General features: G+C 67.6%; 12 protein-coding genes and 1 tRNA gene. 10 read left to right on the top strand and 3 right to left on the bottom strand.

Features of this window, described 5'->3' with window-relative positions:
* Positions 1–33 precede the first annotated feature (33 nt).
* The 6 genes from RYH80_RS07625 (at position 34) to arlJ (ending at position 7,019) form a co-directional block, all read left to right on the top strand.
* Complete coding sequence (locus RYH80_RS07625) at positions 34–1,659, top strand: FlaD/FlaE family flagellar protein (RefSeq protein WP_370903255.1); 1,626 nt, start codon at positions 34–36, stop codon at positions 1,657–1,659.
* On the top strand, positions 1,643–2,074 hold the full coding sequence (arlF, locus tag RYH80_RS07620; protein WP_370903254.1) for an archaellum stator protein ArlF: 432 nt from the start codon (positions 1,643–1,645) through the stop codon (positions 2,072–2,074). The genes RYH80_RS07625 and arlF overlap by 17 nt, the downstream gene beginning before the upstream one ends.
* Before the next feature lie 2 nt (positions 2,075–2,076).
* A complete protein-coding gene (arlG, locus tag RYH80_RS07615; protein ID WP_370903253.1) occupies positions 2,077–2,538 on the top strand; it encodes an archaellum stator protein ArlG in 462 nt (153 codons plus the stop codon).
* On the top strand, positions 2,535–3,296 hold the full coding sequence (gene arlH, locus RYH80_RS07610; RefSeq protein WP_370903252.1) for an archaellum protein ArlH: 762 nt from the start codon (positions 2,535–2,537) through the stop codon (positions 3,294–3,296). Before arlG ends, arlH begins: the two co-directional genes overlap by 4 nt.
* A gap of 182 nt (positions 3,297–3,478) precedes the next feature.
* Positions 3,479–5,152 (top strand): archaellum flagellar ATPase motor FlaI, encoded by a 1,674-nt coding sequence (gene flaI, locus RYH80_RS07605; protein ID WP_370903251.1) that lies wholly within the window; start codon positions 3,479–3,481, stop codon positions 5,150–5,152.
* Between the two features lie 130 nt (positions 5,153–5,282).
* Positions 5,283–7,019, top strand: a complete 1,737-nt coding sequence (arlJ, locus tag RYH80_RS07600; RefSeq protein ID WP_370904683.1) for an archaellar assembly protein ArlJ/FlaJ — start codon at positions 5,283–5,285, stop codon at positions 7,017–7,019.
* A gap of 505 nt (positions 7,020–7,524) precedes the next feature.
* Here the strand turns inward: arlJ and RYH80_RS07595 are convergent.
* Positions 7,525–9,561, bottom strand: coding sequence for a DEAD/DEAH box helicase (locus RYH80_RS07595; protein WP_370903250.1), 2,037 nt, complete (start codon positions 9,559–9,561; stop codon positions 7,525–7,527).
* A 154-nt stretch (positions 9,562–9,715) separates the two neighbouring features.
* Between RYH80_RS07595 and RYH80_RS07590 the strand changes: the two genes are divergently transcribed.
* On the top strand, positions 9,716–10,291 hold the full coding sequence (locus RYH80_RS07590) for a response regulator (protein ID WP_370903249.1): 576 nt from the start codon (positions 9,716–9,718) through the stop codon (positions 10,289–10,291).
* A 54-nt stretch (positions 10,292–10,345) separates the two neighbouring features.
* On the opposite strand, the gene RYH80_RS07585 is transcribed toward RYH80_RS07590, so the two are convergent.
* Positions 10,346–10,681: a cupin domain-containing protein gene (locus RYH80_RS07585; protein WP_370904682.1), complete on the bottom strand. Its 336-nt coding sequence runs from the start codon at positions 10,679–10,681 to the stop codon at positions 10,346–10,348.
* A 417-nt stretch (positions 10,682–11,098) separates the two neighbouring features.
* On the opposite strand from RYH80_RS07585, the gene RYH80_RS07580 reads away from it, so the two are divergent.
* On the top strand, positions 11,099–12,268 hold the full coding sequence (locus tag RYH80_RS07580; protein WP_370903248.1) for a CBS domain-containing protein: 1,170 nt from the start codon (positions 11,099–11,101) through the stop codon (positions 12,266–12,268).
* 103 nt (positions 12,269–12,371) lie between these two features.
* On the opposite strand, the gene RYH80_RS07575 is transcribed toward RYH80_RS07580, so the two are convergent.
* Positions 12,372–12,442: transfer RNA gene (locus RYH80_RS07575), tRNA-His, on the bottom strand.
* Between the two features lie 174 nt (positions 12,443–12,616).
* On the opposite strand from RYH80_RS07575, the gene RYH80_RS07570 reads away from it, so the two are divergent.
* Both RYH80_RS07570 and RYH80_RS07565 read left to right on the top strand, forming a co-directional pair.
* Positions 12,617–13,951: an ATP-binding protein gene (locus RYH80_RS07570; protein WP_370903247.1), complete on the top strand. Its 1,335-nt coding sequence runs from the start codon at positions 12,617–12,619 to the stop codon at positions 13,949–13,951.
* Positions 13,952–14,068: 117 nt separating this feature from the next.
* Positions 14,069–14,524, top strand: a complete 456-nt coding sequence (locus RYH80_RS07565) for a DUF5814 domain-containing protein (RefSeq protein ID WP_370903246.1) — start codon at positions 14,069–14,071, stop codon at positions 14,522–14,524.
* The last annotated feature ends 29 nt before the right edge of the window (positions 14,525–14,553 follow it).

The raw sequence follows: 14,553 nt of genomic DNA, 5'->3' as shown, positions 1-14,553 counted from the left end.
TATTAAGTGGAGCGACGGAGAGAGTGTTCGGTAATGAGTCTCCTCACTGTACTGCCGGAGGCGGGGAGCGCGGTTCCGTGGGGTGAGGCGTGGCTCCTGGCCTCGCTGGGACTCCTCGGGAGCAGCCTGCTCGACCGCTTCCGCGAGGAAGACGAGGCCGCCGACGGCGGTGGCGGGTCCCTGCTCGACGACGACGACGGGGGTGGCGGTGGCCTCGGTGGCGGTGGCGGCGGTGGCGGTGGCTTGGGCGGCGATGACGGCGGGGGCGGCGGCGGTGGTGCCCTCGGCGGGATGGACGACGGCGGCGACGGTGGTGGTGACGACCTCGGCGACCTCGGCGGGATGGGGGGCGACTTCGAGGACGATCCCTTCGCCGAGGACGAGGACGACCAGACGGCCGAGTTGGCCAACCGCGTCGACGAACTCGAGAACGAGGTCGCGAACCTCTCCTCGACGGTCAACACGGTCCGGTCGGAGAACGAGGAGATCTCCGAGCAGGTCGAGGACATCGCCGAGGACGTCCGGAACCTGCTGGACATCTACGAGATGGTCACCCGCGGGATCAACCCGTTCGTCGACGAAGGGGGCGGCGGCGGGATGGGTGGCGGCGAGATGGGTGACGGCTCCTCGTTCGGACTGTTCGACGACGACGACGAGGAGGGGTCCGACGACGGGCTCGACGACGACGTGGCCGACGCCGACGCCGAGGGGTTCTTCGACGAGGACCTCGCGGAGGAGGACCCGGTCGAGGAGCCCGAAGACGAGTTCGCGATGGACGACGAGGACGAGACGGACGACGAGGACGAGGCGGACGCGGCGTTCGAGGACGACCTCGACGGCGAGTTCGACGATCTCGACGACGAGGACGACGCGTTCGACGAGTTCGGGGAATCGGACGACGAAGACGACACAGAGGAGGACGACACCATGGCGAGCGACTCAAACGGCAAGAGCTTCAGCGAACTGAAAGACGAGTACGAGTCCGGTGACGCAGAGTGGGCCGAGGAGGGCGAGGAGCCCGAGGAGGAGGCCGACGACGGACTCGACGAGATGGACGAGGCACCGATGGACGACGACTTGGGGATTCCCGAAGACGACGGGGACGACCCGCTCGGCGGGATGGACGAGATGGACGACGGGCCCGGCGAGGAGTTCGGCGCCGACGACGGGTTCGAGTCCGCCGCGGAGCCGGAACCGGCGACCGAGCCGGCCGACACCGCTCGCCAGACCGACCCGACGCAGGCGCAGGGTGGCGACGAGAGCTTCGAGTTCGTCGACGGCCAGAACCTCTCGGGGGACCGCGAGAAGCCGTACCTCCGCCAGTTGCCCGGCGACTACGTCGGGGACCTGGTCGTGATGGAGTGGCTGGAGTACCTCGTCGAGGAAGGCGACACCACCGACGCCGTCCGCGCGATCAACTACTACGAGCGCGTCGAGTGGCTCTCGCCGGAGGTGGCAGAGCAGTTGAAGTCGTTCCTCTCCGGGTTCGGGGAGATCGACCGCAACCTCATCGACCGTCCGGGCACCGCGAAGCTGGACCTCCAGCACCACACCCAGAGTCTGAAGTACATCATGCAGCTCACGAACGCGACCGCGGAGTCGGTCGTGCTCGACCGGTGGCCTCAGCTCTCGGAGGGTCGCCATGGGAATCAGCCATAGCGCCTCCGCGGCCGTGATCTTCCTCGGCGTGTTCGTCGCCGCCGGCTCGCTGTACCCGGCCGTGGCGAACGGGACCGAGCGGGTGACGGACGCACAGCAGGCCGCTCGTGACAACGCCCTCGCCGAGAAGAACACCGAGATCAACGTCACGCGAGCGGTGTACTACACCGGCAAGAGGGTTGAAGTGAACGTGACGAACACCGGGACGACGACACTGGATCTCGAGGCGGTGAACCTGCTGGTGGACGGCGAAGCGACGAACCCCACCGGGACGATCGACGGCGTCGAGCGAGAGACGTGGCTCCCGGGTGAGACGGCGAACTTCAGTGTGGACTTCGCCAACGAGAAAGACCGTGTCGTCGTCGTCGTCGACTACGGCGTCAGCGGCGCGAAACCGGTACGGGTGGTGACGTAACGATGGCCGGTGCCTCCGTCTCCGAGATGATCCTGTTCATCGCGGCACTGGTCGTGGCGGCCTCCGTCGCGGGGACGCTCACCACCCAGGTCGACCGCGTGAGCGACTCGCTGTCGGCGCGGTCGCTGGACGTGTCCAACGAGGTGCGGGCGGACGTGGCGATCATCTCCGACGCCGGCTCGCCGGGGACTGTGTACGACTCCGGGACCGGTAACGTGACGCTGCTCGTCCGCAACACGGGGTCGTCGGACCTCCCGGCGAGTAGCGACGCCGTCGAGGTGTTGGTCAACGGGACCTACGTCACCGACTTCACCGTGACCGTCGAGTCGGGTGGCCCCGGCTGGACGCGCGGCGGCGTCGTCAGCTTGGAGATCGACCAGCCGTTGGCGGCCGACACCGCCCACAGGATCAAGATCGTCGTCCGCGGTGACGAGGAACTGTTCGAGTTCAGGACCCAACCATGAGTAGCAGAAACGCACAGTCGAACCTGTTGTCGATCGGGATGCCGGACAGAGACCAGCTCAACAAGGAGCTGGGTGGCGGCATCCCCCGCGGGAGTATCGTCCTGATGGAGGGTGACTACGGTGCCGGGAAGTCGGCGATCACCCAGCGGATGAGCTACGGACTCGTCCAGGAGGGTGCACAGGTGACCTTGCTGTCGACGGAGCTGACCGTCTCGGGGTTCATCGACCAGATGCACTCGCTGGACTACGACGTGACGAAGCCGCTGTTGGAGGAGGACCTGTTGTTCCTCGCGGCGGACTTCGACACCGGCGGGGCCTTCTCCGACGACGACGGCGACCGGATGGAACTGCTCAAGCGGCTGATGGACGCCGAGGTGATGTGGGACTCGGACGTGATCTTCATCGACACGTTCGACTCCATCCTCCGGAACGACCCGACCTTCGAGGCGCTGGTCCGGCAGAACGAGGAGCGACAGGCTGCCCTGGAGATCATCTCGTTCTACCGCGACCTGATCTCGCAGGGCAAGACGGTCGTGTTGACGGTCGACCCCTCGGCGGTCGGCGAGGAGGCGATCGGGCCGTTCCGATCGATCGCCGACGTGTTCTTGGAGCTGCAGATGGTAGAGGTCGGCAACGACGTGCGCCGGAGTATCTCGGTGAAGCGGTTCGCCGGGATGGGGAGCCAGGTGGGGGACAACATCGGGTTCTCCGTCCGCTCCGGCACGGGAATCGTCATCGAGTCGCGGACGGTGGCGTGAGACCCGTGCGCGTCCACACCCGTCGCTCGGCGAGCACGCGCCCGGCCACGACGGCCGGCGTACCGTCGTCGTGTGGTGGGACGTGCCACGGACCGACCGTCGCGGGAGCGGACACGGCGACGGTCCGACGAGGCGACACGGAGACGCTCAGACGAGCGGACACGGCAACGAGGTGACACGACATGACCGAGCAAGGCAACGCGAACCCGTCGAGCCAACTCCAAGAGCTCGCGATGCGTCGCCCGCACCTCCGGGAGCACCTCCAGAAGTTCAAACAGATCACCGGAGAGTACCCGATGTTCGTCGAGGAGCCGGACGACGAACACGAGGTCCGGCGACCGAACCTGTTGTACCCGGTCGGTGGTCCGATCTTCGTCCACGTGTACGGCGACTACGGACAGGACACCACCTACTACGCCATCGAGCCGACACTGTCGGGTGGCGAGGAGGAGGTGCTGGAGGGGGTCAAAGACGAACTGCTGCGGAAGTCCGGCCACGCGCCGGCACCCGAAGACGAGGGTGAGTACGACGACCTGATCGAGGAGTTGCTGGAGGAGGTGACGGTCATCGAGGACGAGTCGGCGGGCGTCGGCGCCCTCGACCGAGTCCGCAACTGGGGCCAGATGGCGGTGTCCCGACAGATGTACGAGAACATCCGCTACCGGCTCAACCGCGACATCGTCGGGTTCGGCCCACTCGAACCGATCATGCGGGACCCGGCCAACGAGGACATCCACGTGATCGGCCCCAGTGAGTGTCACGTGGACCACGCCGTCTTCGGGATGTTGGAGACGACCGTGGACTTCGGGACGCCCGAGGAGTTCGACAACTGGCTCCGGAACATGGGCGAGCGGATGGGGGATCCGGTGTCCGACTCGAACCCCATCGTCGACAGTACGCTACCGGACGGGTCGCGTATCAACATCATCTACTCCGACGACGTGTCGCTGAAGGGGTCGTCGCTCACCATCCGCCAGAGCGAGGACACGCCGCTGTCGATCAACCAGATCACGAAGTGGGGGACGCTGTCGCCGAAGCTGGCGGCGTACCTCTGGCTGTGTCTGGAGAACGAGCAGACGGTGTTCGTCGTCGGGGAGACGGCCTCGGGGAAGACGACGACGCTGAACTCCTCGCTGTCGTTCATCCCGCGGGACTCGAAGATCTACACCGCGGAGGACACCGCGGAGGTCGTCCCGCCACACAGCACCTGGCAGCAGTTGCTCACCCGCGAGGACGGCGGCGAGGAGGAGGGGTCGGACGTGGACATGTTCGATCTGGTCGCGGCGGCGCTGCGGTCGCGCCCGGACTACATCATCGTGGGGGAGGTGCGTGGTGCCGAGGGGCGGATGGCGTTCCAGGCCGCCCAGACGGGGCACCCGGTGATGCTCACCTTCCACGCGTCGGACATCGTCTCGATGATCCAGCGGTTCACCTCCGACCCGATCAACGTCCCGGAGACGTTCATGGGGATCGCGGACGTGGCGCTGTTCCAGAACCGTGTCAAGCAGGGGGACGACGTGTTGCGCCGGGTGACGAGCGTCCAGGAGATCGAGGGGTACTCCGACGAGATGGACGGGGTCGTCACCCGGCAGGTGTTCGACTGGGACCCAGTGGAAGACGAGATCGTGTTCCGCGGGATGAACAACTCCTACGTGCTCGAAGAGCAGATCGCGACGCTTCTGGGGTACGCCGACACCCGCGACATCTACGACGACTTGGAGTTCCGGGCGGAGCTGATGGAACGGATGATCCAAGAGGGGATCTTGGAGTACCACGAGGTCAACGAGACCATCGAGGCGTTCCAGCGCGACGGGGTCGAGGGGCTCCCCTTCGACATGCACCGGTCGACGAGGTGACGCGCGTGTCCGACTGGAGGTGTCGTGACGTGATCGAGATCGGGGCACACACGCGACGGCGCTCGGAGGCGACGAGGAGTCGTGCGTGTGTCACGCGGGAGGTGGGCACGTGAGCACCGAGGTCGGGGAGGTGGACGGCGAGGACACCTTCCTGCCGAACTCCGTCGGCGACTTGGTCGAGGAGATCTCGGACGCGTACGACCAACTCGACATCTCGCGGCGGAAGTACGTCGGCTACGTGTTGGTGCCCGCAGGTGTCTTCTTCCTCGCGACGATCCTCGTCGCCGTGTTCGTGGACCTGGCGATGATGATCCGTGGTCCGGTCGTCGGGCTGGGTGGGTTGGTGTTCGGGACGGCTGCCATCTACCCGAAGCTGTACCTCAACAGTCGGAAGGTATCCATCGAGAACAAACTCCACCTCGTGATGACCCACATGACCGTCCTGTCGACGACGAACATCGACCGGATGGAGATCTTCCGCACGCTCGCCGAAGAGGAGGAGTACGACGCCGCGGCCGACGAGTTGGCACAGGTCGTCCACCTCGTCGACACCTGGAACCAGTCGTTGGACGACGCGCTCCGACGGCGCGCCCAGGAGGTCCCCTCGGACAACTTCGCGGACTTCTTCGACCGGCTGGGGTACACGATGGGTGCCGGCCAGGAGCTCGGCGAGTTCCTCCTGTCGGAGCAGGACAGCGTCATTCAAAACTACATCACGGTGTACGAGGGGGCGCTCGACAACCTCGACGTGATGAAGGACCTGTACATGTCGATGATCCTGTCGATGACGTTCGCGTTGGTGTTCGCCATCGTCCTGCCGATCCTCACCGGCAACAACCCGACGCTGACCGTCTCGGCGGTGATCGTCCTGTTCATGCTGATCCAGTTGGGGTTCTACATCGCCATCCGGGCGATGGCGCCGTACGACCCCGTCTGGTTCCACAGCGAGGAGGGTGCCCCGAACGACCCGGTGTTGTACGGGAGCTTCGCGGCTGGCGTCCTGGCGACGTTCGCCACCATCGCGTTCGTGGGGATGGGTGTCTTCGACATGGGGCCGGGGATCCGTGGGATCCTCTTCTTCATGGACGACATCCCGCTGCCGATGTACATCGCGGTGCCGATCACCCCGATGGCGATCACCGGGATCGTCGTCCGGATGGAGGAGAGTCGGATCAAGGACCGCGACTCGCAGTTCCCCTCGTTCATCCGTGCGCTGGGGGCCGCCGAGAGCGCCAAGCAGTCCACGACCGGCGACGTGTTGGAGACGCTCCACCGCAAGGACTTCGGCTCGCTCACCCCGGCCATCGTCCGGCTCTACCGCCGGCTGAACATCCGGATCGACCCGGAGATGGCGTGGTACCGCTTCGCCTCCGACACGCGGTCGTACCTCGTCCAGAAGTTCTCCGGGATGTACCTCCAGGGACGCGCGATGGGTGGCGACCCCAAGCAGTTGGGTGAGTTGATCTCGAACAACATGACCACGGTGTGTCAGCTCCGCCAGCAGCGCGATCAGGCGACGGTGACACTCGTCGGCCTGTTGTACGGGATCACGGCCGCCTCCTCGTTCGCGTTCTTCATCGGGCTCCAGGTCGTCAACATCCTCGCGGACTTCTCCGAGGAGTTGAACATCACCAGCGTCGGCAGCGTCGGCCAGATCATCTACGCGGGTGTGTACAACATCCCGCTGATCGAGTTCCTCCTGCTGCTCGTCATCCTGTTCAACGCCCTGCTGTCGTCGGTGATGATCCGCACCATCGACGGCGGGAACAAGGCCAACGCCTACCTCCACTTCGTGCTCCTCACCTGGCTCGGGGCACTCACCGCGATGGGGACGAAGGAGATCGTGACGGCGGTTCTGTCGATATAAACCGACCTTTTTCACTCCTCGGGGTGGCCGCCTGCGGCGGCCACCCGAGGAAAAAAGCTCGACCAAAAAGGGCCGCGAGCGCGCCCCGGGGCGCGCTCGCGGTCGGTGTGCTGGCGGTGGCCGCACCGCACCGCCTCCGCGACCGCACCGCTCCCGCCTCCGCGACCGCACCGCTCGTGGGTGATCTCCCACACCAGTCGCCGCCCGCCCGAGTGCACGCCTGCCTGCCCGCGCGCAGTCGTCTGTCCGCCTACACCACCACGGCCGGCCACCGACGCCACCCGGCGACCCACCGCCACCACTCGACACACCGCCGCCGGCTCTCGGAACTGCGAACTGGGGAGTTAACGTTAAATCCTGACAGTCACCAGTACTCACTAGCGGCGACGGCCCGTCGTTCCCCACGGTCGCCGTCGTCCGTGTCGCGGTCGTGGCCGGACTCACACGCTCCGGCCCTCCCCCGAACACGAGACGACTACCGTGGGGCGGCGCGCTCTCTCCCGACTCACAACTCCTCGTCGGCCAACTCTTCGTCCGCGACGATCTGGTACGGCTCGTCACCCCGTCTGATCCCGTCGAGCAACCGGAACGCCTGGTCCGGTGCGAGGAAGTGTGTCGTCACCGCCCGCCCGAGGTCGGTCGGTTCGAGCCCGTCGATGAACCCCCACTCCAGCAGCTTCCCGACCGCGTGTTTCGTCGGCACGTCGCCGATCATCCGGTCGTTGAGTCGCTTGGCCCGTTCTCCGGCGACGGTGACGTTCGCCAGCGTCTCCTCGGCGGCGGCCGGCCCGTCGTACACCGTCGTCACGTCCTCCATCTCTCCCTTCAGGAGCTTGAACGACACCTCGTCTTCCGTCATCTCCATCGAGTTGTGGTACGTACAGTCCGGCTCGACGAGGACGTACACCTTCCCCTCGTCGTGGTAGTCCGGCCGCCCGGCCCGGCCGAGCATCTGCTCGAACTCCTGGACGGAGAGCCACTCGATCCCCATCGCCAGCGAGTCGAAGATCACCTGCGAGGCCGGGAAGTCCACCCCGGCGGCCAACGCCGCCGTGGTGACGACCGCCGCCAGATCCTGGTCGCCGAACTGCCGCTCGACCCGTTTCCGTTCTCCGTAGTCGAGTCCCGCGTGGTACGGCGCGGAGTCGTAGTCCAGTTTGCGACTGATCTCGTGACAGCGCCGTCTGGAGTTGGTGAACACGATGGTCTGGCCGCGGTACCCCTTCGAAGACTTCGCGTCGAACTCCCGACTCACCAGTCGGTTCTCGATTTGGACCTTCTCGCGGGCGTCCGCGAAGGTGACGTGCCGTTCGATCGGCACCGGACGCTCCTCGAACTCGACGAGACGGGCCTGGAGCCGCTGGGCCAACCACTCCGGGTTCCCAACGGTCGCCGAGAGATACACCCACTGCGCGCCGGTGCCACGGCTCTCACAGTAGTGTTTCAGCCGCGAGATCATCCCGTCGAGGCGGTGGCCCCGTTCACCCTCCTTCAGGGTGTGGATCTCGTCGATCACGACGGTGCCCACGTCGCCCATGTCCTTGCCGGTCCGCAGCGCGTGGTCGATCCCCTCGTAGGTGCCGACGATCACGTCCGCGCTCGGGTCGAACCGCTCGCCGGAGTCGTTGATCCGCGAGGCACCCACCCGGAGGGTCACGTCCACCACGTCGCCGTACTCCTCCTCGAAGTCCTCGTGTTTCTGGTTGGCCAGCGCCACCAGCGGGACGAGGAACAACAGCTTCCCCTTCCCGTTCAACGCCCGGTTCACCCCCGCGAGTTCGCCGACGAGCGTCTTCCCGGTCGCCGTCGCGGAGACGACGAGCTGGTCGTCGCCGTCCAACAGGCCGTTGCGCACCGACAGCGACTGCACCGGGAGCAGTTCCTCGAACCGCCCGGTGAGTCGGTCGGCCAACGCCGGGTGCAGATCGAGATCGGCGGTGGCGACGGGGTCGACCTCGTCGACCGTCGCCGAGATCGTGTCGAACTTCGTCAACTCGGGGTCGAGGTTCCCCTGCAGGAGGTTGGTGATCCGTTCGAGGTCGCCCGTCTCGTACAGCAACTCCTCTAAGCGGTCGGCGGCGGCGCTGGTGAACTCACCCTTGTAGGCGAGTTCCCGGTCGAGTTCCTCCTTCGCGCAGTCGCGACAGATGTAGTCGCGGTCGGCTTTCACCGCGGTGTCGGCGGTGATCGGGGAGTACCGCCCCGCGTTGGCACAGTACCGGCAGGTCCGCACCTGGACCGCCTCCAGTTGGTAGGCGTCGAGTGTCGCCTGCAGCCGGTCGCGGGCGCCGGCGCCGGTCTGCTCGGAGATGCGGATGCGGTCGGCGGCGCGGACCAACTCGACGAACTGGTCGGGCTGGCGGGGTTCCTCGCCGGAGCCGCGCTTCACGCGGAACTTCCGCGGGCGCGGGCCGGCGTCCGTCTCCTTGAGTTCGAGGACGCCACGGAGCCGCCGGTCGCCGTCCGACTGGACGACCACCAGGAAGTCGTCGTCGCGCTCGTGGAGGAACACCGTCCCGACCGCTGGGAGTTGTTCGGACACGTGTCGTCGTCTCCGGTACGCGCAGCGGCCACTTGATACGTTCGGGTCGCGAGCGGTGTGGTGCCTCCGACCGTCGTCTCCACGACGGCGACCGGACGGTACACCCAGTGAGCGACGAAAGTGTGAAGACTGGTGCTGGCCAACTGGCGTCCGTATGGGTACCGGAACTGGGGAGACGGTGTCCGTCCTCGTCGTCGACGACGAGCGGGACGTGGCAGAGACGTACGCCGGGCACCTGTCGACGGACGAGACGTTCGAGCCGACGGTCGCCGCCGGAGGCCAGGAGGCGGTCGCGGCGGTCGACGAGGACGTGGACGTGGTGTTGTTGGACCGGCGGATGCCGGGGTTCTCGGGCGACGACGTGTTGCGACACGTCCGTGACGCCGGCTACGACTGTGCCGTCGGGATGGTGACGGCCGTCTCGCCCGACGAGGACGTGGTGTCGCTGCCGTTCGACACCTACCTCGTGAAGCCGGTCCACCACGAGGAGCTGCTGGAGGTGACACACACCCTCGCCCGGCTCCGGACGTACGAGGACGCCGTCCGCGAGGAGTTCACGCTCGCCCGGAAGTGCGCGCTGTTGTCGGAACACCTCTCGCCCTCGGAGTTGGCCGACTCGGAGGCGTACGACCGACTCCGCGAGCGGTACGAGGCCGTCGCCGACGAGACGGACGCCGCCTTGGACGAGATGGACGTCGGCGACATCCGGCGGACACTCGGCCGGATCTGACCGCGACCCGCCACACGCGTCGACGACGGGTGCCGCTCGTGGTTCGCTCGCGGACTACTCCTCGACGAGTTCGATGGTGTCGTCTCCGTTCGGGACCGCACAGAGGAACGCGCCGGGCTCGTCGCTCTCGTTGCGGTACCAGTGGACGACACCCGCGGGGATCAGGAGTGCGTCACCGGCCGTCACGGTGTGTTCCGTGTCGTCGATCCCGACCGTGTACTCGCCAGAGAGCACGTACTGTTCGTGTTCGACGGCGTTGGTGTGGCGCGGTACCTCGGCGCCCGGGTCGAGGACGAACCGTCGGAGCGCGAAGTGTGGGGCGCCGTCCGACTCGTCGAGCAACACACCCTTCGACAGCCCCGCCGCCGCGTCGACGGCCTCGTAGGTCACGTCGTCGCCGTCGACGACGACCGGGGTCGGCGGTGTGGTCGACCTCCCACCCGCCGTCGTCTCTGCTCCCCCCGTCTCCGCAGTCGTCTCTGCTGCCCCCGTCTCCGTAGCCGTCTCTGCTCCCCCCGTCTCCGCAGTCGTCTCTGCTCTCCCCGTCTCCGCAGTCGTCTCGGCTCCACCCGTCTCCGTAGCCGTCTCGGCTCCACCCGTCTCCGTAGCCGTCTCGGCTCCACCCGTCTCTGCGGGCCCCGTCTCGCCGGTCGTGTCCGTGCCGTCGTTCGTGTCTGCGGTGTCTCCCATACCCGTCGATGGGTCGGGCGACCGTTTCAAGCCCTGGGTCGGTGGGAGCGCTCACACGACAGCCGAGGACCCGACTCACCACACGAGTTTATCCCCCGCCGGGACGGAGTTCGAGGTATGCGTGGCATCCGTGTCGGCCGCGTCGCCGGGATCCCGATCCAGTTGAACTGGACGTTCCTGGTGATCCTGCCGGTGTTCGCCTGGCTGATCGGCCAGCAGGTGGGCGCGCTCGTCGCCCCGCTCAACGACCTGTTCGGGCTGTCGATCGCGACGGGGACACTCGACGGCGGCCTCCGTCCACTCGTGCTCGGCGCCGTCGCCGCCGTCGGGCTGTTCGTCTCCGTGCTGTGTCACGAGTTCGGCCACTCGTTGACGGCCCGCCGGTACGGCTACGGGATCGAGTCGATCACGCTGTGGCTGTTCGGCGGCGTCGCGCAGTTCGAGGAGAACCCGGACGACTGGCGCGCGGAGTTGGTGATCGCCGTCGCCGGCCCGGCAGTGAGCGTCCTGCTCGGCGTCGGCTTCGGGGCAGTCGTCCTGGCGGTCCCGTCGCCGGCTCCGGTCGCGTTCGTCCTCGCGTACCTCGCGGCGACGAACGTGGTGCTCGCGGCGTTCAACATGCTGCCCGGCTTCCCGATGGACGGCGGTCGGGTGTTGCGCGCCCTGCTGGCCAGCAGCTACTCGTACCCGAAGGCGACGAAGATCGCCGCCGACGTGGGGAAGGTGTTCGCGGTCGGACTCGGCCTGCTCGGACTACTCGGCCGCGACTGGCTGATCGTCGGACTGGCGTTGTTCGTCTACGTCGCCGCCTCCGGAGAGGCCCAACAGACCGCGATCCAGGCCGCACTCCAGGACGTGCGTGTCGGGGACGTGATGACGCCCGCACCGGCGGTGAAGACGGTCTCCCCCGACACCTCCGTCGCGGCGCTGCTCGACAAGATGGTCCGAGAGCGTCACACCGGCTACCCCGTGATCGACGGCGGCCACCTCGTCGGGATGGTGACACTGGAGGACACCGAGCGCGTCCGCGAGGTCGAACAGAGCGCCTACACGGTGAGCGACGTGATGGCGACGGAGGTCGCGAGCGTGCGGCCAGACACGGACGCGATGGACGCGCTCCAGGCGATGCAACGACGTGGTGTCGGCCGACTGGTCGTCGTCGACGAGCACGGGGACCTGACCGGCCTCGTCTCGCGGACGGACCTGATGACCGCGTTCGACATCATCCGTCGCGGCGGTCGCGTCGGCGGGGTCGGCGAGCGACCGACACCGCCCGGGAGACGGTAGTCGGTGCGCGGCCGACACCGCCCGGTAGGTGGTAGTCGAGACGCGACACGCCGGACGACGAGCGTCGGCACACCCACGACTGACCGAGTCGCGTCGAGAGGAGGTCCGGGTGCGAGAATTGAACCCGCGTCTCAGCCCCCACAAGGCTGAAGGATACCACTACCCCAACCCGGACACACTCACCGGTACAGCCGTTCCGGACAAGTACGTTACGACTCCCGACGAGGGCGAGACGGACTCACACGACGGGCGTCCACCCAGTGTCGCGGCGTCGTCTCGACGGCGACGATCGGCCACGTGGCGGACGCATCGCCAGCTTTTCGACGGCTGCCCGAGTCTGTCGATCGAATGGGGGACGAGCGGGGTACACGAGACGACGAGCGATCCGTGCGGGGAGCGGACCCGCGCGAGCGACCGGACGCGGACGGCCCGTCCGACTCTAGTGACAGACACGCGACCGCGATCGACGACCACGGGCACGCGGGTCGGATCGGGTCCGGCACTCGCGGGACGGACGACGGGGTCTGCCTCGACCCGCCAGTCGCCGTGACGCTGTTGTACGGCGTGACGCTCGTCGGGCTGACGGCGTACCACCACCTGGTCCGCGAGACGGTCGCCATCGACCAGTTGTCGGGTCCGCTCGCGGCGTTCGCACTCGACGGGACGCTGGCACTCGGCGTCGTCGGCGTCGGCGTCTGGCTCGCGCGGTCGGCGTTCGACACGACGGACCGCGGCACGGTGACGCTGTTCGGCGTCGGCGGCAGTCTGGCGTTCGGGCTGGCGGTGACCGGGACGATCCTGATCCGGCTCGCCGAGGGACGCGTCGTCTCGGAGCCGACGTTCCTGCTGGCGACGACGCTCGGCGCGGGCTACCTCGCGGGCGCCGTCGGCGGCGTGTACCGAGCGCGTGCCAGACGCGAGGCTCGCGAGGTGGCGCGCGTCCGGGACGCCTTGGCGTTCGTCAACGGGATGTTACGCCACGACGTGCGCAACGACGCGAACGTGATCGCCGGCTACGCCGAGCGTGTCGGCGAGCCGGAGACGGCGGCGACGCTGAAGGAACGGGCCCAGACCGTCGTCGACCGGACGGAGCAGGCCCGTGCAGTCGTGGAGGCGGTCGCGGGCGACGCCGAGCAGACGCCGGTCGACCCGGCCGAACTGCTCCGACCGGCGGTCGACTCCGCACGCCGCTCGTTCGGTGGGCTCACCGTCGAGACGGCGCTCACGGAGGGGTTGTCCGTGCGAGCCAACGAGTCACTGCGGCCGGTGGTCGACAACCTGCTGGAGAACGCCGTCGAACACCACGACCGCGACGATCCGGTCGTCCGCGTCGGGCTCGAGTGCGTCGACGACGTGGCACGGATCACCGTCGCCGACGACGGCCCCGGGCTCGGCCCCACAGCGGACCGCACGCTGTTCGACCACGACGAACCGGGGACGGCGGCGGGACTCAACGTCGTCGACACGATCGTCGACGGACTCGGCGGCGAGGTGTGGGCGCACGACCGGGAGGGTGTCCCGCAGTTCGACGCGGAGCGGGCGAGTGACGGTGGCGCCGTGTTCGTCGTCGACCTCCCGCTGGTCGAGGCGGCCGGCGCAGACGCACAGACCGCCGACACGGACGGTCCGTCGACGGCGGACGACACCGAGGACGCGGACGTGTTCGGCGGGTCGGCCGCCTGAGTGCGACGAGGGTCCGATCACCCGAGATCGGCCGCGAGCCTCGCGACGGCCCCCGTGGCCGCCCGAGCGACGACACCGTCGCGTTCTTGTACCGAACGAGCCTATCGAGTCCCACCAGTGGCGATCACGGACAAGATCTACCTGAAGAACCACCGACAGATCGCCTCTCAACTCGACACGAACGTGCCGAAGGGTGCGTTCAAGGGGGCGACGCTGGATCTGGTGTTCACCGGCGACGGGCTCGCGGAGGTCGACGAGTCCACCCGCGACCGGCTGCTCGAGTTCGCCGAGGACTTCCTCGACTGCGACTGTCAGGACAACCCCTACTGCGGCCACCCGGAGCGGAAGTTCGTCCAGTACCTCCTGGAGTTGCGCGCACAGGGGTTCGGTCCGGACGCCATCGTCGACGTGATGGGCGACGACTACATGCTGTACGCCTACTCCGGGGACGTACTCTCCTTTCTCGACTCGGCGGTCCGCACGCTGGAGGCCGTCGAGTCGCTCGCGGAAGTGGAGGGTGACGACGAGATGGCCCGGAAGGCCCGCGAGGCACGCGACGCGCTCACCGGCTGAGTCCTCGGCCGTCGTCGACCACGCGGGTG

This window comes from Halobaculum sp. MBLA0147 (genome assembly GCF_041361345.1).
GTDB lineage: Archaea > Halobacteriota > Halobacteria > Halobacteriales > Haloferacaceae > JAHENP01.
The sequence above is the reverse complement of the archived record's forward strand: the minus strand, read 5'-3'. Positions and strand labels throughout refer to the sequence as shown.